Source organism: Mesocryomonas lacus, assembly GCF_055730135.2.
Window position 1 is genome coordinate 197,884 of sequence record NZ_JBUZWE020000003.1, and the last position, 26,273, is coordinate 224,156.

A 26,273-nucleotide genomic window follows, 5' to 3' on the forward strand; every position below is an offset into this window, starting at 1 on the left:
TCGTGGCCCATAGGCCTCTTCGCCCGTTCCTCTACAAACCTTGCCCGCCCTGACGCAAGGTGCCATCGTCATCGTCATGGCGACCGGACTTCAGACCTTCGACGCTTTTTCCTGGGCGAGCCTCCTCAAAGGCTGGCCGACGCTGGTGATCGACCGTCGAACCGAGCGCGGCCGGAGCAATGCCGCAGCGCTCGAGGAGGCCGGCGCCTTGGCGACCTTCGCGCCCGGCCAGGCGGTCGGCATGGACCGGCTGCGGGACGGCGGCTACCGGCTCGTGGTCCTGGCGCTCGACGGGGACGAGGCGGTTGGCGAAAGGATCGCGGCGGTTCTCGCAAACCTTGGCGGCGCACTGGTTGTTCTCGCCGAGCCCGGCCGCCACGCGGCTTTGCGCGGAGCTCTTCCGTCGGCCCGGATCGCCGGTCACGGGATGGGCGAGCGTGATCTTGTGCTGTTCATCACCGGAAGCGCCGACGAGTAGACGACGGGCCGGGCGCAGACGCTGGATTCAGGCGGTGGAGACGGCGATGAGCACGGTCTTCTCGACCTCGGCCCAGGTGTATGGCTTCTGCAGGATCTGACAGGCCTGCCATTCCGCCTCGACGCCGGCGCGGCCATAGCCGGTGGCGAAGATCATCGGAATGCCCCGCTCCCGAAGCCGCTCGGCGACAGGATAGACCTTGTCGCCGCCGATGTTGACGTCGAGGATGGCGACATCGACGTCGGGGTCGCCTTCCAGCATTTCGAGAGCCCGCTTGACGCGCATGGCGAGGCCGACGAGCTCGCAGCCGACGTCGAGCAACATATCCTCAAGCTGCATGGCGACGAGGCTCTCGTCCTCGACGACGAAGACTTTCAGCCCCCGAAGCGCTGGTGGATTAGTGCGGGGTACCTGCAAAGCCCTCGACCTCCTTCATGCCGACCTCGAAACTGCAGAAAAGACCATCAGGCCGGAGGTCGTGCACCAGCCTGCCGTCGAGCTCGCCCTCGATGATCCGCCGCAGCATCCGCGTGCCGAAGCCGCTGCGCAGCGGTGCCTCGGAAGCAATGAGGCCGGTTTCCCGCCACTCCACTTTCAACGTCCGCTCGTCGCTGGACGTGGTGCCTTGCCAGTCGACCTGCAACCCCCCGGTCTCGCCGGACAAGGCGCCGAAACGGGCGGCATTGGTCGCCAGCTCGTGGAACACCATGGCCAGCGCGATCGCCGCCTTGGGGTTCAGATCGACCTCCGGGCCCGCCAGGCGTACCCGGCTGGTGTCGAAGGCCGCCAGTTCCTGGACGAGCAACGCCGACAGCGCCACGGTATGCCACAGGCGCTCGCTCAGCACGTCATGGGCGCGCGACAAGGCGATGATCCGCGCCTCGAACGCTTGTCGCGATGCCTCGGTCTCAGTGCCGCGAAAGCTCTGGCGGGCGATCGACTGGACGGTGGAGAGCGTGTTCTTCACCCGGTGGTTCAGCTCGTCGACCATCAGGCGCTGGCGGTGCAGCGAGCGGAAATGCTCGGTCCGGTCCATGCCCTGGAAGAAGATGCCGGTCACCGCGCCCGTCATGTCGTGGATCGGATGGAAGGAGAAGTCGAGGAAGACCTCCTGCAGCCGCTCCTGGCCCCTCTGCCGCAAAAGGATGCGCTGGCCTTCCGCCAGATGCGGACCGCCGCCCCCGAAGACACCTTGAAGAATATCGAAAAAGCCCTGTTCCCCAATCTCGGGGAACACATCGCGGATCGACAGTCCGATCAGCGGGCGGTCGCCGACATAGCGCTGATAGGCCTCGTTGGCGAAGGTGAAGATGTGGTCACGACCGCGCATCACGGCGATCAGCGAGGGCGAGCTCTGGAACATGCGCTGGAAATCGGCGCTGTCGGAAAGGCTGGCGCGGTAGGCGACCTCGGCTTCCTGCGCGCGTTGCAGCAGCTCGACCGCTCCCGATCGCGGCCGGAACGGCAAGGTCGCGGCCGCCTGCAACGCAACGATATCGGTAACGTCGGCCGTGTTCTGCAGCACGTAGGCGACCTCGCCCTCCGCATCCATCAGGGGCGTATGGATCGCCGTCCAGTAACGGAGGTCGAAGCCGCCACCCTCAGATTGAGGCCGCGGAATCTCATAGGGAATGTAGGCGATGGTGTCGCTCTCGCCTGTCCGCAGCACCCGCGCCAGCGACTCCCGGAGAAGGTCGCCGCTCTGGCCGTCGTTCGGGAAAAGCTCGAACAGCTTGCCCCCGATCAGTTCGGCACGGGAGCGCTTGGTGACCCGCTCGTAGGCAGCATTGACCGCGACGAAGGTGAGACCGCGGTCCACCACCATATGCGGGCTCGGAAGCGCCCTGAAGAGGTACTCGAAGTCGACGGCGTTCAACAAGGGCGGATGCTTTGCCATGGCACGCGCGGGCGCGCGCAATTGCTCTGATACGCAAGTTATAGGCGAGAAGCCTCAACAAACAGCGCATTTGAAATGGCCCGGCAGAAAGTGATCACGCTTTTCGGGTAGCCAGGAGTCCCAGCGCTCGCCGGCGCTGGCGTCCGGCGACCCGGCGGCGCGGCCGGTCGCAATCCCGGCCCGCCCCCTTGCGGGAGCGGGCTGGGCAAAGATCAGCGCGTCAGGCGCTTGTAGGTCGGGCGCTTGGGGTTGGCGGCATCGGGGCCGAGGCGGCGGATCTTGTCCTGCTCGTAGTCCTGGAAATTGCCCTCGAACCACTCGACGTGGCTGTCGCCCTCAAAGGCGAGGATGTGCGTCGCCAGCCGGTCGAGGAACATGCGGTCATGGCTGATGACCACGGCGCAGCCGGCGTATTCCTCCAGTGCGTCCTCCAAAGCCGTCAGCGTCTCGGTGTCGAGATCGTTGGTCGGCTCGTCGAGGAGGATGACGTTCGAGCTCGACTTCAACATCTTGGCGAGGTGCACGCGGTTGCGCTGGCCGCCCGAGAGCGTCCCGACCTTCTGCTGCTGGTCGGTACCCTTGAAGTTGAAGTTGCCGACATAGGCACGGGAGTTCATCTCGAACTTGCCGAGCTTCAGGATGTCGCTGCCGCCGGAGATTTCTTCCCAGACGTTCTTGTCCGGCGCGAGGCTATCACGGCTCTGGTCGACATAGCCGAGCTTGACCGTGTCGCCGATCGCGATCTTGCCGGAATCGGGCTGCTCCTGGCCGGTGATCATGCGGAACAGAGTCGTCTTGCCGGCGCCGTTCGGGCCGATGATGCCGACGATGCCGCCGGCCGGCAGCCGGAACGACAGGTTCTCGATCAGCACCCGGTCGCCATAGCTCTTGGTGACGTTCTCGATCTCGATGACGCGGTTGCCGAGGCGCTCGCCGGCCGGGATGACGATCTTGCCGTCCGCCGGCTTGCGGTTCTCCGAGGCCTCGACGAGGTCGGAATAGGCCTGGATACGGGCCTTCGACTTGGTCTGCCGGGCCTTCGCGCCTTGCTGGATCCACTCGCGCTCGCGGCTGATGGCGCGCGAACGAGCGTCGTCCTCGCGGCCTTCCTGCAGCATGCGCTTCTGCTTCTTCTCGAGATAGACCGAGTAGTTGCCCTCGTAGGGAACGCCGCGGCCGCGGTCGAGCTCGAGGATCCAGCCGGTGACGTTGTCGAGGAAGTAGCGATCATGCGTCACCATCAGCACGGAGCCGGTGTATTCGCGCAGGTGCTTCTCCAGCCAGGCGATGGTCTCGGCGTCGAGATGGTTGGTCGGCTCGTCGAGGAGCAGGATGTCGGGCTTCGACAAGAGCAGCTGGCAGAGCGCGACGCGGCGCCGCTCGCCGCCGGAGAGGTCGGTGACGGCCGAGTCTTTCGGCGGGCAGCGCAGCGCTTCCATCGCCATCTCGACCTGCGGCTCAAGATCCCAGAGGTTCTGCGCGTCGATCTCGTCCTGGAGACGGGCGCCCTCGTCGGCGGTCTCGTCGGAATAGTTCATCATCAGTTCGTTGTAGCGATCGAGGATCGCCTGCTTGTCGGCAACGCCCAGCATGACGTTCTCGAACACCGTCTTGGTCTCGTCGAGCTTCGGCTCCTGCGGGAGGTAGCCGACCTTGGCGCCTTCAGCTGCCCAAGCCTCGCCGGTATAGTCGGTGTCGGTGCCGGCCATGATCTTAAGGAGCGTCGACTTGCCCGAGCCGTTCGGCCCGAGAATGCCGATCTTCGCGTCGGGATAGAAGGACAGGTGGATGTCCTCCAGCACCTTCTTGGTGCCGTAGGATTTTTTCAGGCCGGACATGTGATAGATGAACTGGCGTGCCATGACGGGCGCGTCTCCAAATTCGAAGCGTCGGAAATTTGCGCCACACGTAAGCCATGCCGGCCGGATGAGCAAGAATATCGGTAGGCCTGCAGCGATCACCGCACCGACATTGCCGTCTCCCCACCGCGCCTATTTGCACCTGTGAACGCGTCCTGCACGGCGCCGGGCACTCTCCTTCCCGTCATCCAACCGTTACACCGCGCCGCTATGCGACACGTTCGCCGTCAACGACCGCCGAGGATCTCATGCGCTCCATCATCGCCGCCTGCTTGCTGCTCGCCTCTGCCCCGGCCTTCGCCGCCGACGGCACGCTGGTGCTCTACACCAGCCAGCCCAATACAGACGCGCAGCAGACCGCGGACGCCTTCATGGCCGACAACCCCGGCGTCAAGGTCGAGTGGGTGCGTGACGGCACGCCGAAGATCATGGCGAAGCTCCGGGCCGAGATCGAGGCCGGCTCGCCGCAGCCGGACCTCCTGCTGATCGCCGACGTCGTCACCATGGAAGGCTTGAAGAAGGAAGGCCGGCTGATGGCCTATCCCGGCGCCGACCTCGCCGCCTTTGAAGGCGCGCAGTCGGATCCGGACAAGACCTATTTTTCGACCAAGCTGATCACCACCGGCATCGTCTACAACACCAAGGCGCCCTTCGTGCCCAAGAGCTGGGCCGACCTCGAAAAGCCGGAGGCTAAGGGCCTCGTCGCCCTGCCGAGCCCCCTCACCTCGGGCGCCGCGCTGATCCACACCGTCACCCTCACCGAGAACCTTGCAGACGGCTGGGGCTATTACGAGAAGCTCGGCGCCAACGGCGCGCAGGCCGCCGGCGGCAATGGCGACGTGCTGAAGGCGGTCAGCGGCGGCGACAAGCTGTTCGGCATGATCGTCGACTACATGCCGATCCGCGAGAAGGCGAAGGGCGCGCCAGTCGAGTTCGTCTTCCCGGCCGAGGGCGTCTCGGCCGTGACCGAGCCGGTGGCGATCCTCTCGACCGCAAAGAACCCAGAGGCCGCGAAAGCCTTCGTCGACTTCCTCCTGTCGGAGAAGGGCCAGGCGCTCGCGTCCAGCCAGGGTTACATCCCGGCCCGCGCCGGCGTCGCCTTGCCGGCCGGCTATCCCGAGCGTTCGGCGATCAAGGTGCTGCCGTTCGATGCCGCGACGGCGGTCGCCAACGAGACCGCCAACAAGGAGAAGTTCTCCGAGGCGATGGCGCAGTAGCCTGAGTCCCATCGCATGACAGCGATCCGCAGCACATGACGTTCAGTTCCGCCGGCACACCGAGAGCGAAGCGTGTTGCAAGAATTCCGGCCGGAATAATACCCGGCGGCGTTCTCGCGCCGCTTCTGGTGGTCGCCTTGATCCTCGCCCTCGGCGCCGTGCCGATGGGCCGGATTCTCTACGCCGCCCTCGCGCCGGCCGGTGCGTTCGATCCTTCTGGCTTCCTCGCACGGCTCGGCAAGGCGTCGGCCTTGCGCGCCACCTGGCACACGCTGGACACCGCGACCTTCGGCGCGGCGATCGCGCTGGTGCTCGGCGCGGGTTTCGCCGTGCTGGTGGCGATGACCGAGCTGCCCGGCCGCAGGCCTTTCGGCTTTCTCGTGCTGCTGCCGCTGATGATCGCGCCGCAGGTGACGGCGCTCGCCTTCCTGCACCTCCTCGGTCCCTCCAGCGCCCTCCTCGGCGCGCTCGGCCTTGCGCCGCCGCCGGGCACGCCCAACCCGCTGCTCGGCCGAACCGGCATCATCCTCCTCTACGGCGTCCAGCACGCGCCGATCGTCTTCGTCACGCTGCGGGCGGGCCTTGCCCGCGTGCCGCGCGACCTGACGGAGGCGGCGCGGATTTCCGGCGCCAGCCCGGTGCGCGTGCTTCTGACCATCGTCCTGCCGGCTGTCCGGCCTTATCTCGCCGCCGCCGCCGCGCTCGCTTTCGTCTCCGGCGTCGGCAATTTCGGGATTCCCGCCCTTCTCGGCCTGCCCGTCAACTACCTGACGCTGGCAACGCTGATCTACCAGAAGCTGTCGAGCTTCGGCCCGAGCGTTTTGCCAGAGGTCGCCGCTCTCTCGGTGGCGATCGGCCTGCTGGCGCTCGCCGGCGTCGGCCTGCAGGGCCTGGCGCTCCGCCAGGCGCGGCATCGCCTCGGCATCGGCACGCCGGCGCGGTTCGCGCTGGGGCGCTGGCGCTGGCCGGTGGCAGCGCTTGCCTGGGGCACGGTCGGCGCCATCCTGATCCTGCCGGCGCTGGCGCTGCTGGCGACCGCCCTCGTGCCAACCGTCGGTGTGCCGCTGACGCCGGACACCGCGACGCTCGGCAATTTCCGCGAGGTGCTGTTCCAGCAGGCTTCGACCTTGCGCGCCTTCCGCAACTCGCTGCTTTTGGCCGGGCTTGCCGCGGTGATCCTTGCCGCCCTCGCGATCCCCGTCGTTATCGTCACCGCCCGTTTCGGCCAGCGGGCGCGGCGCCTGCTGCTCGGCTCGCTGGAACTCGCCTATGCCGTGCCCGGCATCGTCCTCGCCATCGCCTGCATTCTCCTGTTCCTGCGGCCGTTGCCGCTGGTCGGCAGCCTCTATGGTACCGCGGCGATCATCCTCGTCGCCTACCTCATGCGCTTCGCCACGCTCGCGCTGCAGCCGGTCACCGCCTCGATCGGCCAGATCTCCAGCGATCTGTCGGAGGCCGCCGCCGTCGCCGGCGCGGGACCGCTCCGCCGCGCCGTGACGATCACCGCGCCGCTCGCCCTCCCCGCTGCCGTCGCCGGCGCGCTCCTCGTCTTCATGAGCGCCTTCAACGAGCTGACGGTCTCGGCATTGCTCTGGTCCGGCGGCAACGAGACGCTCGGCGTCGTCCTGTTCAGCCTGGAGGAAGCGGGTCTCGCGACCCACGCGGCGGCGATCGCGGTCCTCACCGTCGGCGCCGTCGTGGTGCTGCTGGCGATCCTCGACCGGCTGGCGCGGCGCCTGCCGGCCGGCGTCCTGCCCTGGCGCTGAGGCGGCGCGCTCGAAGGCCGGCAGCGACTGCAGCGACTGCAGCGATATCGTGCCAATTCTGCCAAATTCCAAAGCCCGAATTTCACGATTATTAGCACCCTACCGGTAGAGTGCCGCCACCTGTCCGGGGGTGGAGCCTCTCATGAACATGCAGTCCGCCGGCTCAGCCCGGAATCTTACGGTTCCCAGCTACGAGCATATCCTCCAGTGCTTGGCGGATCCGGTCCTAGCGATCGATGGCAACAGCGTCGTGCTCTATGCCAATGCAGCGGCCGAAAGCGTTTTCGGGGATTGGATCGTCGGCCTCAGCCTCCGCGACCTGCTTCCGAGCGTTACCCTGTCGGCGCCCGATCTGCTAATGGAGACAACGCAGCGGCTGACCACGAAAAAGGACGTGCCCTTCGAGGTCCGGTTCACGCCGCTCGGCAACGGCCAGCTCGTCGTATCGCTTCGGTCGCCTCTTGTGGCGGAGGCCGCCACCACGTCCGTCGAGGTCGACGACCTGACGGGGCTCGTCAAGCGCCGCAACCTGTTGTCGCAGCTGTCAGGCGCCCTTGCGCGTGACGCCACCGAGGCGCCCTTTGCGGTTCACTGCCTTGACCTCGATCGCTTCAAGATCGTCAACGATACCCTCGGCCACGCGGTGGGAGACCTGCTCCTGCGGAAGGTCGCTTCGCGGATCACCAGCGCCTGTCGCAAGGGCGACGTCGTCGCCCGCATTGGCGGCGACGAGTTCGTTGTCCTTCAGCATGGCGTCCGGGACGAAGACGATGCGGTGAAGCTCGCCACGCGGCTCGTCGACCTCGTCGGGCGGACCTATGTGCTGAACGGCCACACCGTGAACATTGGGGTCAGCGTCGGGACCACCCTGCGCGGCGGCCTGACCCAGGCGCGCGACGTGCTGCGCAACGGCGACCTCGCGCTCTACGAGGCCAAGCGCGCCGGGCGCGGCCGCTTTCGCCTGTTCCAGCCGGGGATGGACGCCCTGCTGCACGAGCGCCGGGAACTGGAGATCGACCTGCGCCGGGCACTTGCCCTCAAACAGTTCGAGTTGCACTATCAGCCCTTCCTCGACCTCACGAGCAACGAAGTGATCGGCTTCGAGGCGCTGCTGCGCTGGCGGCATCCGGTCCGCGGCAATGTCCCGCCGCTCAGCTTCATCGCGCTCGCCGAGGAAACCGGCCTGATCGTTAAAATCGGCGAGTGGGTTCTAAGGACAGCCTGCCTCGAGGCCGCGACCTGGCCAAAAGAGTTGATCGTCGCGGTCAACGTGTCGCCGCTGCAGTTCAAGGCCGACACCTTGCTTGCCACAGTGTCCTCTGCCCTCGCCGGTGCCAGCCTGCCGGCGCACCGTCTGGAGCTCGAGATCACTGAGGGGGCGCTGCTCGACGATACGGACAATGTGCTGGAAACGCTGACGGCGCTTCGGCAGCTCGGGGTGACGGTCTCGATGGACGATTTCGGCACCGGCTACTCGTCGCTGAGTTATCTCCAGAAATTCCCCTTCGACAAGATCAAGATTGACCGTTCCTTCATCTCCGGGACCAATCCCGACAGCGCGGCAATCCTGCGCGCCGTCGCGGGCCTCGGCACGAGCCTCGGGATGACGATCACCGCCGAGGGCGTCGAGACGGCCGAACAGCTGGCGCGCATCCGCGGCGAGAACTGCACCCAGGTTCAGGGCTACCTGACGGGACGCCCGATGGCCGCCGACGCCATCGGCGGTTTCCTCGCGCGACCGCCCGTCCAAGACTGACCGCGAACCGGAAGGAGCCTTCGCATGAGCACCGCCATCCACCGCCTCGTCTACTACAGCCACAACCACATCGCCGGCGACGAAGCGGCCTTTGAGGCCAGTGTCGCGGACATTCTGGCAAGAAGCCGCGAGAACAACCTGCGCGACGGCATTACCGGAGCCTTGATGTTCAACGCCGGCTGCTTCGCGCAGGTGCTCGAGGGGCCACTCGAACAGATCGAGGCTGCCTTCGAGCGGATCCAGCAGGACGACCGCCATGGCGACGTCTCGCTGCTCGCCGTCGAGGAGATACCCGCGCGCAATTTCCCGAACTGGGCGATGGGCTTCGTCGGGAGCTCAGCCGTCGATGCCACGCGCTTCGCGGCGATCGGCGCGGGCAGCGGCTTCAACCTCTCAAGCCTCAGCGGCGACGAGATCCACGTGCTGCTGCGCGACCTGACGATCACCGAGGAAAAGGCCGCCTGATAGGGCGTGCTCTGCGGCCTTTGCGGGTGCTTTAAGGCCAACGAGATCGCCTGAAGCCAAAGCGAAGACGGTGGGCCTCGGTTTCTGAAAACGGCAACTCAGCCTTTGCCGCGTGGCCAGCCAACGCCAGTGCTCAGTCCGGCACGACCCAGGCATCGGCGACGGCGACATGCACGAGCGCCCCGCGGGTGAGCGGGACCGCGCTGTCGAGCGACAGCCGCTCGCCCGTCTCGGTCCGAAGCTGCACCTCGTGCACGGCACCACGGTAGATGCAGGACACCACCGTCGCTGGCAGCCCGCTGTCGCCGAGCCGCAAGGCCTCCGGGCGCAGCAGGACGGTGACGGGCCCACCGGAAACCGCCGCCTTGCCGGAGAAGCGGGCATTTATCTCGGTGCCGCCGATCCGCACGGCGTCCTTGCCGGCGATGCCTTCGCCTGTCACGAGCGAGCCGCGGCCGACGAAGCCCGCCACCGCCCGGTCGGTGGGGCAGCGGTAGAGAGTTGCCGGATCTGCCGCCTGCAGGACCCTGCCCGCCGCCATCACCACCACCCGGTCGGCGAGCGCCAGCGCCTCGGACTGGTCATGCGTGACGTAGACCATGGTCGCCTTGGTTCGTTCGTGGATCTCACGGAACGCTTCGGCCATCGACGCGCGCAGGTGCATGTCGAGATTGGCGAGCGGCTCGTCGAACAGGATCACCTTCGAGTCCGCGACGAGGCAGCGGGCGAGCGCCACGCGCTGGCGCTGGCCGCCGGACAGTTCCTCGATCCGCCGGTCGCCGAAGCCGGCGAGCCCCACTGTCTCCAGCACGGCGTCGCGGCGCCGCGCGATCTCCGGCTTGTCGACCCGGCGCGTCTTCAGGGGATAGGCGACGTTTTCGCCGACGCTCATGTGCGGCCACAGCGCATAGGACTGGAAGACGACGCCGACGCCCCGCTCCTCCGGCGGCACCTGGCGCTTTGGATCCGCCATGCGCACGCCGCCGATATCGATCGTGCCCGCATCCGGCGCCTCGAAGCCGGCGATCAGCCGCAGCAGCGTGGTCTTGCCGCAGCCCGACGCGCCGAGCAGCGCGGTGAAGGAGCCGCTGGCGAATTCCAGCGAGATGTCGCTGAGTGCCGGCGTCGCGCCGAAGCGCTTGCCGACCCCGGCAATGCTGATGGTGGTCATGTCGTCTCCCGATGCTTCCCGCCCCGTAGGGCGGGAAGATGACGGCCGCATGACGGCCACCCGGCGCTTCCGGTGATGGTCAGGCGGCCTGCGGCGCCGGGCTGATCCGCTCGGCCCGGTCGGGATCGATCAGCAGCGAGATCCCCGCCGCGGCCAATGCCGTCAGGCCTGCGATCAGGAAAGCGGACTGGTAGCTGCCTTGCGCCTCGCGCATGAAGCCGCCGAAATAGGCGGCGCTCGCCGCGCCCAGCTGGTGGCCCGCGACGATCCAGCCGAACACCAGCGGCCCCGCGCGGTCGCCGAAGCTCTCATTGGCGAGGCGCAGCGTCGGCGGCACGGTGGCGATCCAGTCGAGCCCGTAGAGCACGGCGAAGACGCTGAGGCTCAGCACCGAAAAGTCCGAGAACGGCAGGAAGATCAGGGAGAGGCCGCGCACGCCGTAATAGACGAAGAGCAGCTTGCGCGGGTCGTAGCGGTCGGTGAGCCAGCCCGACAGCGTCGTGCCGATGAGGTCGAAGGCCCCCATCGCCGCCAGGAACCCCGCCGCCTTGACCTCGGTGATCCCCATGTCGCCGCAGAACGAGATGAGATGCGTGCCGACGAGGCCGTTGGTGGTGAAGCCGCAGACGAAGAAGGTGGCAAAGAGGTACCAGAAGACGCGGGTCGCTGCGGCCTTCTTCAGCGTCGCGAAGGTCGCGGCGAGGAAGTTGCCGGTGGCTGCGGCGATCGGCGGTTCGGCTTCTTCCGCGCCGAAGCGGGTGAGGCCGATCGAGGCCGGTCGCTCGGGCACCAGGAAGAACACCAGCGGCAGCAGGGCGGCGCAGGCGCAGGCGACGGTGATCACCACCGGCTGCCAGCCGCCGCCCTGTGCCAGCATGGCCAGGAACGGCAGGAAGACCAGCATGCCGGTGGCGCTGCTCGCCGACATCAGCCCCATCACCAGGCCCCGGTTGGTCTTGAACCAGCGGTTGACGATGGTCGCCCCGAGCACGCTCGCCACCGCGCCCGAGCCGAGGCCCGACATCACGCCCCAGGTCGCGACGAGGTGCCAGGGCTCGGTCATCCAGAGGCTCAGCACGGAGGAGCCGGCCATCATCGTCAATGCCAGCAGCAGCACGCGGCGCAGGCCGAAACGCTCCATCGCCGCCGCCGCGAAGGGACCGGCGAGACCGTAAAGGAAGATGCCGATGGCCGCCGCCAGCGAGATCGTGTCGCGCCCCCAGCCGAACGCGTTCTCCAGCGGCAGCATCATCACCGATGGCGATGAGCGCAGGCCGGCGGAAATCAGCAGCGCAAGAAAGATGACACCAACCACCACGAACGCGTAGCGCTGGCCGAAACGCCGAGTGAGGCTGGTGCTGGTACTCATCATGTCGGCATCCCGTCGCACGCCCCCGCGCCGAGCTACCGATGATTCCGCAAGCCTTGTCAACGGGCCGTGGCAAAGGCCCGCGCGAGAACCGCCGGAACAGGGGGCGTCTCACGCCACGCCGTAAGATCGCCGTGAAACATGCGGGCAATCGTTAAAAGACCCTCGCACATGCACGGACCTCGGCTGCTTGTCACCGCCGGGGCACTGGGCGGCCAGACCTCAGAGCACCAGTTCCTCGCGCTCGGCGAACCAGGCGCGGATGGCCGCGGGCAGCATCGGCCGTCCGTAGAAGTACCCTTGCGCCTCGTCGCAGCCGGCGTCGCGAAGAAAATCGCGCGCCCTTGTGTCCTCGATCCCTTCCGCCACCACCCGGTAGCCGAGATCGTGCGAGAGGCTGATCATTGCCCGGACCAGCGTTTTCGCCTTCTCGTCGGTCGCGGTGTCGATGAGGAAGGAGCGGTCGATCTTCACGACATCGACTGGGAGCTTCTGGAGATAGGAGAGGCTGCTGTACCCCGTGCCGAAGTCGTCGATCGCCAGGCTAAACCCCATCGCCGACAGCGTCTTCAGCTTCGCCAGTCCCTTGCCGGACTCCTGCATGACGGTGCCTTCGGTCAGCTCGAGTTCGATCGCCTCCGCCGGCACGTCATGGCGCAGCAGCGCCTCCTGCAGCATGAGCACGAACGCGCCGTCCTCGACATCCCTGGCCGAGATGTTGATCGACATTCGCAACCGCGAGCCCTCAGCCCGCCACTTTGCCATCTCAGCGAACGCCGCCTCGACTACCCAGTCCGTCAGCGACCGCATGTGCGACGTGCGTTCGATGATGGGCAGGAATTCCGCCGGCGAGATCAGTCCATGCAACGGGTGCGTCCAGCGCACCAGCGCCTCGACCCCGACGCCATATCCCGACCGCAGATCGATCCGCGGCTGGTAGACCAGATGCAGCTGACCGTCCGCAATGGCGCTCTTGAACTCACGCAGAATCCAGTAGCGGCGGGCATTGGCGTCGTCGTCGGCCTTCGAATAGAACTGCACCGCGTCGCCCAGCGCGCGGGCCGCCTGCGCTGCCGAATGCGCCCGCCGCAGCGCTTCCCGAGGCCCGATGTCGCCGAGCGCGAAGCCCGCGACGCCCAGCCGGGGGCTGAGCAGGAACCGCGACTCCAGCGTCTCGTGGTTCACCTTCGTCCGGTTGCGCAGGATCACCTCATACTCTGTCGCCCCGATGCCCGGCGGCGCGAGGAAGGCGAACTGCGTCGCCCCCACATGGTAGAGCGAGCGATCCGGCCCGATGATCGAGCGAATGGTTTCAGCGGCGGCCTGGATGACCTCGTCGAAGTAGCGCGAACCCATCACCTGCGCCGCCTGATCCATCTCGTCGGAACCGGCGATCTCGACGAGGACGACCATCCGCTCCTCACCGGGACACTCGCGCGCCGTATCCTCGACATCGTCGAGAAACTGGTTGCGGTTCGGGATGCCGCTGATGGGATCAACGCGTCCCCTGGTGACCTGCATCTCGACCTGCGACATGGCGAGGCTGGCCAAGTCGACGAGCGATGTAAGCTGGGCCGGCGTCGCTTCCCGTGGCTCAAATCCGAACACGCAGAGAGTGCCGATCGCCTTGCCCTGGTGCGTGATCAACGGTGCGCCGGCGTAGAAGCGCATGTCGTAGAGTTTGACGACGGGGCAGCAGGCGTACCGCTCCTCCGCCTGCAGGTCGCAAAAACTCATGACCTCGCCGCTGGCGGTGACATCGGCGCAAGGCGAACCCTCCTGGCTCGTCCCGCCGAATTCAAACCCGATATGGCGCGCGAACCAGATGTGATGCTTTTCTGGAAGCACGATCATGGCCGTGACGGCTTTGAAAAGCTCCGCCGCCAGACGGGTGACCCGGTCCAGACCCTCATTCGGTTTGCTTGTCATCGCGGCAAGCCTCGTCAGCGCGCCAAGATTCGAGATCTCGCTTAATGTCGACATGATGTCCTTGGGATCTGCGTCATGGCCGGTCTATGGCGGCGCAGATGTAAAGCAACCCCATAATTCAACTAAAGTTCCGCTTCGGCAGGTGGCGCATTGAGAACTGTGCTGCGTTAACATTCGCCGGGTGATGACGAGTACAGGCGGTAGGGGTTCGGCCGGAGCATTCGAAAATTACCACCGAAATATTACCGGACTGCGTTGCAGTAGCACCGGCGGGTGGCGGCATCGCGAATCCGGCAGCACGGCAGCACGGCGGGACGGCGGGACGGCGGGACGGCGGGACGGCGGGACGGCGGGACGGCGGGACGGACGATCTCTCAATCGCAGCCGGTGTCACTGGGAAATCGAGACTTGCATCAGCCGTTTGCCCAACCGCTCTGTACAACCCTCGACACCTCAGGCAGCCGAAGCGTCGGGGCGAGCGAGACCGGCCAGCCGCTGGCCGAGTTCCGCCTGGCGGAAAGGCTTGGTCAGCCGCGGCAGGTCATCGGCGGCCCCCCCGGAATCGCCATAGCCTGACACCAGCAGCACCGGAAGCCGCGGCCACTCCGCCTTGATCTTACGGGCCAACTCGACACCAGTCATGCCCGGCATCAGATGATCGGTGACGACAATGTCGATCACCTCGCCATTGCGCAGCACCATTTCCGCCTCGTGTCCGGTTCCCGCCTCGACCGTGTCGTAGCCGAGTTCCTCCAGCATGGTGCAGGTCGCCATCCGGACGAACTCCTCGTCGTCGACGACCAGCGCCCGCCCCCGCTTGCGATGGTCGTTGGCGACGGGACCCAGCACCTCGACCTCTGTGACATCCATGCCGCTCACCGGCAGGAAGAGATCGATGCGGGTGCCGAGCCCCGGCTTGGAGTCGATTTTCAAGGCGCCGCCGAGCTGGGCTGCGAGCCCATGCACCATCGACAGGCCGAGTCCCGTTCCCTTGCCGATGCCCTTGGTCGAATAGAACGGCTCGATCGCCCGCTTCATCGTCTCCGCGTCCATGCCGGTGCCGGAGTCGGCGACCGACAGCCTGATGTAGCGTCCGGCGGCCAGAATTTCGCCGCCATTGCCGGAGGCTTCCGCCAGCTCGGTAACATCAGCGGAGACATTCAGCGTGCCGCCGGTCGGCATGGCATCCCGGGCGTTTACGCAAAGGTTCAAAAGCGCCATCTCCAGCTGGTTGGAATCGGCGAGCGCCGGCGGCAGGTCGTCGGCAACCTCCACCGACAGCCGGATCTGCGGCCCCGACGTGCTGGCGACCAGCCCGGCCATGCCCCGCACCAACAGCGCCACATCCACCGGCTCGGCGGTCAGTGGCTGGCGCCGGGCAAAGGCCAGAAGCCGCTGCACCAGGAGCTTGGCCCGCTCGGCCGACTGCAGCGCCCCCTCGATCATCCGCCGCTCGCGCTCGGTGCCCGTGCCGCGCCGCGACAGCATGTCGAGGCTGCCGATGATCGGCGTCAGGAGATTGTTGAAGTCGTGCGCCACGCCGCCGGTCAGCTGACCCATCGCGTCCATCTTCTGGCTCTGGCGCAGCGCCGCCTGCACCAACTCGCGCTCGGTGACGGCCGCCTCGACGCGCTGTTCCAGCGTGGCGTTGACCTGCTGCAGCTGCAGTTCCGTCTGCCGGCGTTGGCTGATATCGTTGAAGAGGATGCCGACATGCCGGCCTTTCGCGGTCTCGATCGGAAAGGCATGGACGTCGAACCAGCGGTCGCCGAGCGGCTTGGCCCGGTTCTCGAAGCGGATCGAACGCCCCGTCAGGACGACGTCGCCGATGAGATCGAACCAGTGCCGCTCCTGATCAGGCAAGAGTTCGCTAACCCATCGTCCGCGGGCATCGGAGATGCCGGTATGGCTGGCGAAGGCCTCGTTCACCTCGAGAAAGCGATAGTCGATGGGAATGGCATCGGCGTCGAAGCGCAACTCGACAATGCAAAAGCCGGCGTCGATCGAGTCGAAGAGAATGCGGTAGCGGTCCTCGCTGAGCAGCGTCGCGGCCTCGGCACGCTCGATCCGCTCCGCGTTCAGCCGGCCAAGCTCGAGCGCCTGCTGCCGAAGGCGATCTTCGAGAACGGCGAGATGGCCTGCCTCGAGCTCGGCCTTCTCACGCCTCTCCCGGTCGAGTTCGGCGCGGATCCGGCCATCGCGCACGATCAGCCAACAGAGGGGCGCGGTCGTCAGCACGACCAGCAGCGCCATCGCCGTCTGGTCTTCCAGCAGGTGGTTGTTGGCCGCCTGCAGCAGCGCCCAGCAGATCGCCGCTGGCATCAAGGTCAAGAGAAGCCGGCGGCGGGTCGACTGCCCGGACGCGCCGCGGGCGCCGATCGTGGCAGCCCAGCCACCGGTCTCGCGGCCGAGGATCGCGCCCATTGCCAGCAGAAAGACCGCCAGCGCCGTGTTCGGTGCAATCTTCTGAAGCCAGGGAAGCGTATAAAGGTCCGCCACGCCGTATGCATAGCCCGCCAGCACGACGCTGGAGATGAACAGGGCAGCGGCGGCGAGCGGGTCACCCAAACGCGGACGCTCGCGTAAGACCGGCAGCATCGCCAACGCCATTAGAGCGATCGACACGGCCGCGCCCGCCGACGTCCGACTGGCCCCCGCCGCGGGCCCACCCCACGCTCTCGCGAAGGCCGACGTGACGCGATCGTCGCCGAGAAGGATGCGGCTCGCCAGCAGCATGACCGCAAAGACAAGACCGAGCGCGGCCAGCGCCGTCGCGGTTCGTCGCTGACCTTGCGCGAGACCGGCCAGCGCCACGAGCGTCAGCGCACTGGCTGTCAGCGGCGACATCGGTGCCACCCCAGGGTTCAGCCGGCACAGCCAGATGACATCGAAAACATGCCCGGCCAGTCCCAGCGATGACATCCCCAGCGCCGCGAGCAGACAGCCGATGGAGAACCGCCGGGCAAACCTGGAAGACGTCAGTAGATCGGACTGAGAATGCCCTGCCATGATCAAGCCCACCCCGGTCGACAACCGCAGCCCTGCACGCTGCAGCAGAGCCCGAATCAGCCTTTCTTCATTAGCAGACTACTGAACTGCATGCGAGATTTCGTTGGCAAACTGTTGTAATGACAAAGCTAAGTCTCGCAACATTCCGAAAGGGAAAGTAGCCGTGTCGGCGCTTCCTTGGGGGTACTTTTCTTCTGCTCGACATCGCGCGACGGGGGTGGCGCCGCCCGTCCTCTGGCGCCCGCGGCGACATTATCTCCGGCCCGGCAAGCCGAGCTTTCCGGCCTTACGGAAAATGGAACGGCGGCCGGCCGAACCGCCGGATCGCCGCCGCACCCATTGCCTTTGACGCAAACAAAGACACTGGTTATTAATAATAACTATGAAGTCATCTAAACTAACCAAGTCTGCCAAAGCCATACAGCGCCGGCGTTACGACGATGCCTGCAGCGCTGCGCATGGGCTCGACCTCGTCGGCGAGCGCTGGGCACTGCTGGTCGTGCGCGAGCTTCTGCTCGGCCCCAAGCGCTTCGGCGACATCGGCGCAGGCTTGCCCGGCCTCTCCGCCAACGTCCTGACGCAACGCCTCGAAGGATTGCAGCGCTCTGGCATCCTCACCCGTCGCCAGCTGCCGCCGCCCGCCAATGCGCCGGTCTACGAGTTGACCCCGTGGGGCCTGGAGAGCGAGCCGATCCTGCGGGCACTCGGCCGCTGGGCGGCACGCTCGCCGCGGCACGACCCGCGACTGCCGCTCAGCGCCGCCGGACTGATCCTGACGCTGCGCACGCTGCTGGATCCTCGGCGGGCCGCGGGCCTCGACATCCGCGTCGGCCTGCGCCTCGGCACCGAGACGTTTCTCGCCCACCTCGCCGGCGGCGTGATCGACATTGCGGCCGCACCGGTGGACAGGGCCGACATCGTCTTCAGCGGACCACCGCACGCCATCGCGGCCGCCTTGCATGGCGGGCAGAAACTTGGCGTGTTGGAGGATGCGGGCGCGCTGGAGATCGACGGCGACTGGTCACTCGCCGAGCGTTTTGTCACGCTCTTCCCCTTGCCGCCAACCGCCCCGTGTCCCGACTAAGCCGCTCCGGACCGTGCCGACCGGCCCGGCTTTGCAGGCCCTTGCTACTGTGCCAACACCGCTGCCCCAGCCGCCCTTGAGCGTCCTGCCTGTCCTCGCCAGCGCTACCGCCCTTCACGACGTCACTGCTGGCCGACGGGGTCGACGATGCCTTCCGGGCAGCCGGGCTTCGTTGGCGCGGCCGCGCGGATGAGCTTGCCGATATCGCTCTCCCCAGTGATCGCGCCGACCAGACCGACGGTGATTTCGCCGATGATCTGCCGATCGCCGTCGCGCTCGCAGGTGACGCGCACGCGCTCGCCGGCGCCGGGTCCGAAACCTCTGTCGAAGGCCGCCCGGATCTCCTGCGACGTCACGGCCTTGCCGATCCGTCCGGCAAACAGCGCCCCGACCGGCGAGGCATTCACCGCTTCCACCAGCCGGACAGAGTCCGCGAAATAGGTCTCGGCCGGGCCGTAGCAGCTGCCGTGCCGGATCCACTCGTGCCGGTCGAGCGCCGACTGGCTTCCCGGCATCAGGCGCTCCAGGCTCATGCGGGTGGCAGCGGAAAGCTCGGGCTTGGGCAGATCGCGCCACCGACCATCGTCGTCGGTCCGCATGACATTCTCGGTGATGCCGCAATACTCCCGGCCGCGCGGCTGGGGCCAGAGGCCGTGCAGCGAAAAGCGCGTCGCGTCCGGCCGGCCGGCGGTCTGGCTGGCGCATTCGGCCTTGGTGCCATTGCGCTCGCAGAAACTCGCCTGCCAGCTGAGGGCGAGGAGGTTCTGCGTCGACGGGCTGCTTGGCACTGGCGCCGGCGCCTTGCCGGCCGAAGCGCCCGTGCCGCCCTTCCCCTCGGTGGCCTTGCCCTCCCCGGTCTTGCCGCCCGTCCCCTCGCCCTTCTCGCCAGCACCCTCGACGCGGGTGCCGCAGGTCATCTCCACCCAGCGCCGCTCCGGCGATGCGCCGGGCACCACCAGCCAGTAGTGCGTCCCCGGCACCTTGTTGCGGGCGATCAGCCGGTATCCCTCGCCGACCTTCAGCATCACGTCGCCCGGATTCTGGCCGCGGCGGATGCTTTGCAGCGCCGGGCACGCCCGGCTGGCGACAAAGGTGCCATCCACCGTCGGCTGCGCCGCGGCAAGGCCGGGCAGCAGGAGGGCGGTAAAGCTTGCAAGAAAAAGGCTGAAGCGCATGCGGCAATCCCGTCGGTGACAACGGTCAAAACGATCGCCCATCGCCCGCCGGCCCGCAAGCCGGGCCCGCCTTATCGCCACGGGAATATGCGTGGCCGTGCCGGCATTTGACGCCGAACATCCAGCCAGCACGTTGTCTCCGCCATTTGCGATACGATCTCGATTGGCCTCCCCGACGCGCGTCCGGAAGCCGATCGGCACAGCCCCGTCGCGCTATGGAACGAACACCTGTTACCGGCCCATCGGTGGTCGCTCCGCTCCGAATGAACTTTAAGAGCGAGCGCGCCGCAACCGCAGCGTCGCTGTCGTGTTCAGGCTGCGTCGTCCGGCCACTTGGTCGGAGACGACCAGCGGAGAATGAATGATGTCGACGGCCGAAAACCTCACCAACGCCATGAACGCAGCGCTCGACACCGCAAGGGCCGAATACCGCAACGCCGTTCTGGAACTCGCCAGAAACGAGGCAGCCAAGCCCGTTTCCGCCGACCGCGAACCCGCCAATGTTGATCACATTCACCACGCCCGCACCCGTGTGATCGCACTGGAGGCGGCTCGCGAGGAAATGGCCCGCATGATCGACGAGGGTGCCCCACTGCCTATCGAAGCCTAGCAAGCGTCGGCTAAGCTTCAGCGGGCGACAGTCATCAATACCGATTGCTGGTCGCCCGCCCCGTCTATCGACCCCGCTCCCCCCGGAAGCAGGTTGTTTCCCTCCCATCAGTCGAGCTCATCTTCTCTCGGCCAAAAGGCCGGGGGGCGTTAGCTGGTTGCGGCCGCGTTGTGCCAGCCATTTCCGGGCTATCGTCGCCTGGCGATCCGTGGAAAATGAGCGACTGCCCCCGCATTCTTCGAGGTTCCCCTGTACGACGACCGCTTCAGCCTCGACAGCCCGACCGGCGCGCTGATCAATGTCTACCATGCCGCTCCGAAGGGACCTGCGCGCGGGGTGATGCTCGTGCTGCACGGGCTGGCGGAGCATGCCGGTCGCTATGTGCGGTTTGCTGGGGAGATGGCGGTGGCAGGATTTCATGTCTACGCGCCCGATCACCGCGGCCACGGCTCGACTTCCGCCTTCGATGCGCCGCTGCGGCGGTTTGCCAACAGCCGGGGCGCCCAGAAAGTCGTTGCCGACGTCCACGCCGTGCTCGACCATGTCGCCATCCACCACCACGCTCTGCCGGTAGTGGTCTTCGGCCATTCCATGGGCGGGCTGATCGCGCTGCATGTCGGGTTGAAGCACGGCCGGTCCTTGGCAGGGCTTGCGGTCTGGAACGCCAACCCGGCGATGACGCTGCAGGAAAAGACCGCCGTGCTGGCGCTGAAAGTCGAGAAGGCGCTGAAGGGCTCCGACGTGAAGAGCGACCTTTTTGCCCGCGCGACGATCGAGGCCTGGGGAAAGGCGATCGTGCCCCGCCGCACCATGGCCGACTGGCTGTCGCATGATCCGGTTTCCGTCGACCGCTATCTCGACGATCCGCTCTGCGGCTGGACGCCCACCATCTCGATGGCCGAGGACCTGATCGCCCTTGTCGCGATGGCGGACCGCGGGGTGCGCAGCGGCGACCTGCCTTCCGCGCTGCCGGTGCATATCCTCTGCGGCAGTGCGGATCCGGCCACCGCCTACGGCGCGGCGCTCACCAAGCTTGCCGACAAACTGCGCCTTGCCGGCACACGCGACATCACGACCCTCCTCGTCGACGGCGCCCGGCACGAGACTTTGCGCGAGACCGAGCCCTATCGTGACGCCGCGCTGGCCAGTTTCACCACCTGGCTCGACCGGGTCGTCCCGCCGCCTGCAAATCAGCCCTTGGCGATCGCCGCACCGTAATCGGCGTCGCTGACCTGTTCCAGCCAGTCGACGGCCTTGCCGTCCCGCCGCTCGGCGATCGCGATGTGAGTCATCGCGGAGGCCGGCGCCGCGCCGTGCCAGTGCTTCTCGCCAGGCTCGAACCAGACGATGTCGCCCGGGCTAATTTCCTCGACCGGACCACCCTCGCGCTGCGCCCGTCCGAGCCCGGAGATGACGATCAGCGTCTGGCCGAGCGGATGGGTGTGCCACGCCGTGCGCGCGCCGGGCTCGAAGGTCACCGTCGCGCCGCTGACGGCCGCGGGCGCCGTACCCTGGAAGGGCGCATCGATCCGCACCTGTCCGGTGAAGTAATCGGCCGGCCCTGGCTTCGACGGCTGCGAACCGCTGCGCTCTATCAACATAATCGTTTTCCTTGCTTGTGACGCCTTCGCCGGCCACGGGTAGCCCGGATCGACAGCGCGCCGGCATCTTCCCGGCTTCGGCTTTCAGTTAGCGCCGGCGCCTCCGGTGGAAAGCCGGCAGCTGCGGTCACGCCCGTCTCGCGCAGGGGTGATCTCGCTTGTGAACCCGTAGCGCAAGCTTTCTGCCGCTCCCGCCGTATCTACCAGCGAGCCTCCACCGAGAGGCCTGTTTCACCGGGAGAGACCACATGATCCGCAGCACACTCCGCAATACCAGCATGGCCCTTCTTCTTGCAGCAACCGCCGTTGCCGCGCCGTCTGCCGTCTTTGCACAGGACATGCCGATGGTCGGCGGTGCCCCGATGGACCCGGCCAAGACCATTCCGGAAAACGCCTCCAAGGCCGCCAATCTGACCACGCTGGTCGCCGCCGTAAAGGCCGCCGGTCTCGCTGAGACGCTCGGCGGCAAGGGTCCGTTCACCGTCTTCGCACCGACCAACGAAGCCTTCGCCAAGCTGCCCGCCGGCACCGTCGACACGCTGGTCAAGCCTGAGAACAAGGCGATGCTGACGAAGATCCTGACCTACCACGTGGTACCGGCTGCAGCGACCTCGGCCGCTGCGATGCAGATGATCAAGGACGACGGCGGCAAGCATGAGGTGAAGACCGTCGAGGGCGGCACGCTGACGCTTGCCATGTCCGGCGACAAGCTGACCATCACCGACGCGAAGGGCGGCGTTGCCACCGTCACCCAGGCTGACGTGATGCAGTCGAACGGCGTCGTGCACGTCATCGACACCGTGCTGATGCCGGAATAAGCAGCTCCAACCTTCCGCAAGACCGGCCGGGGAACGCAAGTTTCCCGGCCTTTGCTTGTCTGGTTGGTTTGGGGTTCTTGAACTAGCGGTGGTCGTCGAAAACCACTACCGCTTCGTTCTCCCGGGCTTGACCCGGAACCCCTTCCGGACCGCCTGAACTGCGAAGTCGGCTGCTTACTGCGGCATCCGGATACGGACTGCGTCGGTCGCCGTGGTTGGCATGGATCCCGGGTCAAGCCCGGGATGACGAGACTGCAAGGGACTGCCCCATGGAACCGTCGCTCGTCACCGAACGCGCGGGTGATACGCCCCTCAAAGGTCTCCCCCTTACGCCGCCGGCCGCAGACTTGCCGGCATCGGCGGGCCGAAGCGCTCCGGCGTCACCACGGCGAAATCCTCGAGTTCCGAAGGTGTCAGCACGTAGAGCTCGTCCGGAGGGGTCGTCATCGCCTTGATCCAGACCTCGGGCTTGACGCCCATGTCGACAAGCAGCTGCTGGCAGTCGGCGATCGTCCGCTGGATGTCGGCGATCGAGGCGTCGACATCGCGCGGCTGCGCCGTCTCCGACATCGGCACGGCATAAACCTGGTGGACACCGATCCAGGCACTCTCGCCTGCCAGCCGCTGCACCCCGCCGGCCATCAGCAGCGGACAGGCGGAGGCACAATAGCCATCGGCCGGCACGCGCGTGTCGATCATCTTCTCGCGCAGCAGCCGCGCCATGGCGATGGCGTCGGAGACCGAGCCGCCGGGTGAGTGCAGCACCAGCGTCTTCACGCGCTCGTCCGGCTGGGCGAGGAGCGCTGCCAGAAGATCTGCTGTGCCGGGGTCGATCCGGCCGATGGCGGTCACCTCGCCGTCCCTCGCCTCGATGAAGCGCATCGGCTGCGACATCGCCTCGCCGTCGACCGGGCCATCATAGCCCGGTAGAACCGGCCGTCCGCGGTCGGGACCGACCGGAATGGTGCGCGGCAGATAGGGGCGGATCTGGTCGCCCGGCGTCGGGCGCGGCAAGGGCAGCGGCTCGGTGGGCACGGTCCGCGCGGTATCGGCCGCGGCTTGCGTCATCTGGTAATAGTCGAGGCCGACGATCCCGATGGCCATGCCGAGGAGAGCCAGGAACACGCCGCGCAGCACCGTGCCTTCCGGTATCCGCCGGAACAGACGCTCGAAACGTCCCGGCGGAAACTCCTCCTCGGTCATCGGCTGAGGCATCGACCGCTCCTATCGCGGCCCGGCCACGCTGTAGGGCACGACGGCACCCGAGGGCGAACGGACCTCGTCGACCTCCACCTCGGTGCGGGCCTCGGCGTCGCGCAGCTTCTTCTGGATCTGCAGCGCCCGCATGAGGTCGTCGGTGCTCATCTCGCTCTCGTCGAGGCTGTCGTCCTCCTCGCGGCGGATGACGTCCTGGATGATGCAGAGGATGAAGATGAGGACGCCCGGCACAAGGTCGATGGCGATGGCGCCGGCCCAGGAGGGCAGGAAGTCGCCGGCATAGCGGATCACCGCCTCGGGCGCCGAGAGCGGGGTGAAGCGCAGCGGCTCGACCACCGGCCGCGCCAGGATCTCATCGGCCGCCGCCGACAGCGCGACACTCTGCGCCTTCACCGCCGCCTCGACCCGGCCGACGACCTCGCTCTGGCGGTTCTGCAGGTCGATGTCCCCCGCCCCGGCGATCGGCGCGATGAAGCTCTGGCCAAGATCGGCCGCGGCGCGCTTGACGGACGGTGCGACGGAGGTCTGCTGAAGGTTGGTGATGAGGCCCGACAGCTTCACCGCCTCTTCGGCATAGGCGTTGGCCCGGTCGTCGATCGGTCCGCCGGAGGAGACGAGCTCGCGCATCGTCGCCAGCCGCTTGCCGCCCTCGGCAAACAGCGCGTCGACGGCGGTGCGCGAGGCCGTCACCTCGCCTTGCAGGCCCGACAGCTGCGCCGACATCTGCGACAACAGCTGCACCACCGTGCCCGAGCCGGACGTGCCGGTGAGGCCGCCGGTCTGGCGCTCGATGTCGGCGAGGCCGGCGAAGCGCTGGGCGGCCAGCTGCAGGTCCGGCAGGAGGCTCTGGGCGGCGAGCGCGTTCTCGTTCGCGGCGTTGAACTTCTGTTGGTATTCCTCGGTGGTGTTGGCGAGGTGCTGCTCGAGCGCTGCCGATCCGGCCAAGGCGGACGCATTGAGCCAGGACGACATCGCCATGATCATTGCTGCGCCCATCGCCATGGCAAGGTAAAGCATCCGCCGGCTGCCGGCCTGGCGCACATGCGGCATCAGCCGCATCAAATAGGACCAGAAGGCGAAGATCGCGACCGACACGGCGCCGGAATAGATCACCGCGCCGAGGAAGACGGTGGTCGCCGAGCCGTCCAGCAGCTCGCGCACGCCGAGATAGGTGAAGACGCCACTGCCGAGCGCGAGCACGGCGAGCGTCACCTGCGTGGTGGTCTCGAGCCGGCGAATCTGGCCGCGCAGCGTGTAGGACTGGGAACTGCTCATGAACGCTTTCGATGAGACGTCCATCGGCGGTTCGCCAGGCGGCGTTCCGTGACGGACCGAGCAAAGACACCGCCCTCCGCGCTGGCCGGATGGCAGGACGGAGCTTGGTCGGGCGCGGCCCGATGGCTGCGATCCCATGATGCAGCGTTAAGAAGATATTAAGACCAAGAAAGGGCGAGTGAACAGACCGGCGGTCCCACTCGGTGCGGTGTGGGACACGAAACTGCGATCGCGGTTAACGCCCGAAAGGCGATGGCGCGTCCGTGGCGGTCTCCGCCATCGGCGCCTGGGCGGCGAGAACCCGGCGGCGGGCTGCCAGCACGGCGGCGGCGATCGGCCGCCATCTGGCCCGGTCGTCAGCGGACCCGCCGGGCCCGAACAGCGCGGCATCGAGCCCCGCCAGCGCGCTCTGCGCCTGCGGATCGGCGAGCCAGATGCGGCCGGCGGCACCATCCTCCCGCGCCAGGCGATAGACCGCCGCCCGCAGCGCCGCCGGATCGCTCGTCCAGGCTGCGCGGCGGACGGAGAGGGTTTGCCGCAGCGCCCGCAGCGCTTCGGCCGCTTGCCCCGCCACCGGCGCCCGGTCGCGTCGCCCCGGCGCCAGCAGCACGCCGAGCCCGGCGAGGAAAGCGAGGGCCCCTGCGCCGAGCCCGAGCACCAGCTGCGACGGCCCGGCATCCGCGGGGTCCTCGCCCATCGGCTGGCCGGGGATGACCATGCCTTGGCCGATGCTGGCGCCCGGCACGACGATCTGGCGCATCGCCCGCGAGCCTGTGTCGAACCAGGGGATCAGCACTTCCTTGAGGACGACGGGATCGCCGGTGTGCGGGCGGATGTCGTAGGCATAGACGGCATGGCCGACCGGCACGCCGTCGACGATCTCGGTGCGCCGCTCCACCGGCCCGCCGAACACGATCAGCCCCGGCGCCTGCCCCTCGACCGTCGGCGGCAACTGCTCGGCGGTGACGCCGACCGCGGTCATCTCAACCCGCCGCCGCGTCGTCTCGCCGGCTTTCAGGGTTGACGGGTCGACCGACCACGCGTCGGTAACCGCGACCGATTTCGCCGGCAGCCACCAGGCATTCTCGTCGTCCGGCCCGTCGGTGCGACCGGTCCATTTGCGGATCTTCAGCTCGGTCGGCTTCGACTTGGCGTCGACCTTCCAGCGCACCCCGGCCGCGTCGATCAGCGTCACGTGATGGGTGAAGGGCCGGATGACGTAGGTCTTCGCCTCCGGCGCGAAGATCGCGATGCGGCGGGTGAAGCCGAACCAGTTGGCGCTGCCGATCGTCGTCGGCGCCCAGCTGTCCCTGCCGGTCTGCGTCCAGCCGAGATCGCCGAGGTCGGGCTGTTCCAGCTGCTCGGTCGTCGCGCGGACCTTGAAGTAGAAGCGGACCACCATGGTGATCATCTCCTGCGGATAGGCACCGCCCTCCGGCATCTCGAAGCTCACCTCGCCGAAAGCCTCGGGCGGTTTGTCTCCGGCGACGGCATGCCCGCTGGCAACGAGACCGGGCAGCAAGGCGAGAACCAGCCAGCAGAGGAACATCCAGCGCCGCCCGGACAAACCGCGGAT

The 26,273-nt window shown here is 67.3% G+C and carries 21 protein-coding genes; 9 read left to right on the top strand and 12 right to left on the bottom strand.

Annotated features, from left to right (window positions below):
• The first annotated feature begins 40 nt into the window (after window positions 1-40).
• Window positions 41-478 carry a hypothetical protein gene (locus tag ACZLZY_RS06115; RefSeq protein WP_496253565.1) on the top strand — a complete coding sequence of 146 codons (438 nt, stop codon included), beginning with the start codon at window positions 41-43 and terminating at the stop codon, window positions 476-478.
• A gap of 27 nt (window positions 479-505) precedes the next feature.
• On the opposite strand, the gene ACZLZY_RS06120 is transcribed toward ACZLZY_RS06115, so the two are convergent.
• From ACZLZY_RS06120 to ettA, 3 genes are all read right to left on the bottom strand, one after another.
• Complete coding sequence (locus tag ACZLZY_RS06120; protein ID WP_472932706.1) at window positions 506-895, bottom strand: response regulator; 390 nt, start codon at window positions 893-895, stop codon at window positions 506-508.
• Entirely contained in the window at window positions 876-2,375 is a 1,500-nt protein-coding gene (locus ACZLZY_RS06125; protein WP_472932708.1) for a sensor histidine kinase, read from the bottom strand. The genes ACZLZY_RS06120 and ACZLZY_RS06125 overlap by 20 nt, the downstream gene beginning before the upstream one ends.
• Window positions 2,376-2,587: 212 nt before the next feature.
• On the bottom strand, window positions 2,588-4,237 hold the full coding sequence (ettA, locus tag ACZLZY_RS06130; protein WP_472932709.1) for an energy-dependent translational throttle protein EttA: 1,650 nt from the start codon (window positions 4,235-4,237) through the stop codon (window positions 2,588-2,590).
• 245 nt (window positions 4,238-4,482) lie between these two features.
• Between ettA and ACZLZY_RS06135 the strand changes: the two genes are divergently transcribed.
• The 4 genes from ACZLZY_RS06135 to ACZLZY_RS06150 all read left to right on the top strand — a co-directional run bounded on the left by ACZLZY_RS06135 (window position 4,483) and on the right by ACZLZY_RS06150 (window position 9,438).
• A complete protein-coding gene (locus tag ACZLZY_RS06135; protein WP_472932710.1) occupies window positions 4,483-5,451 on the top strand; it encodes an ABC transporter substrate-binding protein in 969 nt (322 codons plus the stop codon).
• Between the two features lie 35 nt (window positions 5,452-5,486).
• Window positions 5,487-7,217 (top strand): ABC transporter permease, encoded by a 1,731-nt coding sequence (locus tag ACZLZY_RS06140; RefSeq protein ID WP_472932712.1) that lies wholly within the window; start codon window positions 5,487-5,489, stop codon window positions 7,215-7,217.
• A 142-nt stretch (window positions 7,218-7,359) separates the two neighbouring features.
• A complete protein-coding gene (locus tag ACZLZY_RS06145) occupies window positions 7,360-8,973 on the top strand; it encodes an EAL domain-containing protein (protein WP_472932714.1) in 1,614 nt (537 codons plus the stop codon).
• A 24-nt stretch (window positions 8,974-8,997) separates the two neighbouring features.
• The gene (locus ACZLZY_RS06150; RefSeq protein ID WP_472932715.1) at window positions 8,998-9,438 is read left to right on the top strand and encodes a BLUF domain-containing protein; all 441 of its coding nucleotides are present in this window, start codon (window positions 8,998-9,000) and stop codon (window positions 9,436-9,438) included.
• A 133-nt stretch (window positions 9,439-9,571) separates the two neighbouring features.
• On the opposite strand, the gene ACZLZY_RS06155 is transcribed toward ACZLZY_RS06150, so the two are convergent.
• The 4 genes from ACZLZY_RS06155 to ACZLZY_RS06170 all read right to left on the bottom strand — a co-directional run bounded on the left by ACZLZY_RS06155 (window position 9,572) and on the right by ACZLZY_RS06170 (window position 16,754).
• Window positions 9,572-10,609, bottom strand: coding sequence for an ABC transporter ATP-binding protein (locus ACZLZY_RS06155; protein ID WP_472932716.1), 1,038 nt, complete (start codon window positions 10,607-10,609; stop codon window positions 9,572-9,574).
• Window positions 10,610-10,688: 79 nt separating this feature from the next.
• Entirely contained in the window at window positions 10,689-11,981 is a 1,293-nt protein-coding gene (locus ACZLZY_RS06160) for an MFS transporter (protein ID WP_472932717.1), read from the bottom strand.
• Between the two features lie 219 nt (window positions 11,982-12,200).
• A complete protein-coding gene (locus ACZLZY_RS06165) occupies window positions 12,201-13,907 on the bottom strand; it encodes a sensor domain-containing phosphodiesterase (protein ID WP_472932719.1) in 1,707 nt (568 codons plus the stop codon).
• A 453-nt stretch (window positions 13,908-14,360) separates the two neighbouring features.
• Window positions 14,361-16,754: a hybrid sensor histidine kinase/response regulator gene (locus ACZLZY_RS06170; RefSeq protein WP_472932721.1), complete on the bottom strand. Its 2,394-nt coding sequence runs from the start codon at window positions 16,752-16,754 to the stop codon at window positions 14,361-14,363.
• A gap of 544 nt (window positions 16,755-17,298) precedes the next feature.
• On the opposite strand from ACZLZY_RS06170, the gene ACZLZY_RS06175 reads away from it, so the two are divergent.
• Window positions 17,299-18,000, top strand: coding sequence for an HxlR-like winged helix-turn-helix transcriptional regulator (locus ACZLZY_RS06175; RefSeq protein WP_472932723.1), 702 nt, complete (start codon window positions 17,299-17,301; stop codon window positions 17,998-18,000).
• Window positions 18,001-18,122: 122 nt separating this feature from the next.
• On the opposite strand, the gene ACZLZY_RS06180 is transcribed toward ACZLZY_RS06175, so the two are convergent.
• Window positions 18,123-19,175 (bottom strand): ribonuclease T2 family protein, encoded by a 1,053-nt coding sequence (locus tag ACZLZY_RS06180; protein WP_472932724.1) that lies wholly within the window; start codon window positions 19,173-19,175, stop codon window positions 18,123-18,125.
• A 364-nt stretch (window positions 19,176-19,539) separates the two neighbouring features.
• Here ACZLZY_RS06180 and ACZLZY_RS06185 point away from each other — a divergent pair, with 364 nt between their 5' ends.
• Window positions 19,540-19,785 (top strand): hypothetical protein, encoded by a 246-nt coding sequence (locus ACZLZY_RS06185; protein WP_472932726.1) that lies wholly within the window; start codon window positions 19,540-19,542, stop codon window positions 19,783-19,785.
• Between the two features lie 294 nt (window positions 19,786-20,079).
• Complete coding sequence (locus tag ACZLZY_RS06190; RefSeq protein WP_472933133.1) at window positions 20,080-21,003, top strand: alpha/beta fold hydrolase; 924 nt, start codon at window positions 20,080-20,082, stop codon at window positions 21,001-21,003.
• On the opposite strand, the gene ACZLZY_RS06195 is transcribed toward ACZLZY_RS06190, so the two are convergent.
• Window positions 20,976-21,386 carry a (R)-mandelonitrile lyase gene (locus tag ACZLZY_RS06195; protein ID WP_472932728.1) on the bottom strand — a complete coding sequence of 137 codons (411 nt, stop codon included), beginning with the start codon at window positions 21,384-21,386 and terminating at the stop codon, window positions 20,976-20,978. The genes ACZLZY_RS06190 and ACZLZY_RS06195 overlap by 28 nt on opposite strands.
• Window positions 21,387-21,634: 248 nt before the next feature.
• Between ACZLZY_RS06195 and ACZLZY_RS06200 the strand changes: the two genes are divergently transcribed.
• On the top strand, window positions 21,635-22,204 hold the full coding sequence (locus ACZLZY_RS06200) for a fasciclin domain-containing protein (protein WP_472932730.1): 570 nt from the start codon (window positions 21,635-21,637) through the stop codon (window positions 22,202-22,204).
• Between the two features lie 327 nt (window positions 22,205-22,531).
• Here the strand turns inward: ACZLZY_RS06200 and ACZLZY_RS06205 are convergent, their stop codons facing one another.
• The 3 genes from ACZLZY_RS06205 to ACZLZY_RS06215 all read right to left on the bottom strand — a co-directional run bounded on the left by ACZLZY_RS06205 (window position 22,532) and on the right by ACZLZY_RS06215 (window position 26,246).
• On the bottom strand, window positions 22,532-23,419 hold the full coding sequence (locus ACZLZY_RS06205) for a COG3904 family protein (protein ID WP_472932732.1): 888 nt from the start codon (window positions 23,417-23,419) through the stop codon (window positions 22,532-22,534).
• A 9-nt stretch (window positions 23,420-23,428) separates the two neighbouring features.
• On the bottom strand, window positions 23,429-24,697 hold the full coding sequence (locus ACZLZY_RS06210; RefSeq protein WP_472932734.1) for a hypothetical protein: 1,269 nt from the start codon (window positions 24,695-24,697) through the stop codon (window positions 23,429-23,431).
• Between the two features lie 235 nt (window positions 24,698-24,932).
• Entirely contained in the window at window positions 24,933-26,246 is a 1,314-nt protein-coding gene (locus tag ACZLZY_RS06215) for a hypothetical protein (RefSeq protein WP_472932736.1), read from the bottom strand.
• Window positions 26,247-26,273 lie beyond the last annotated feature (27 nt).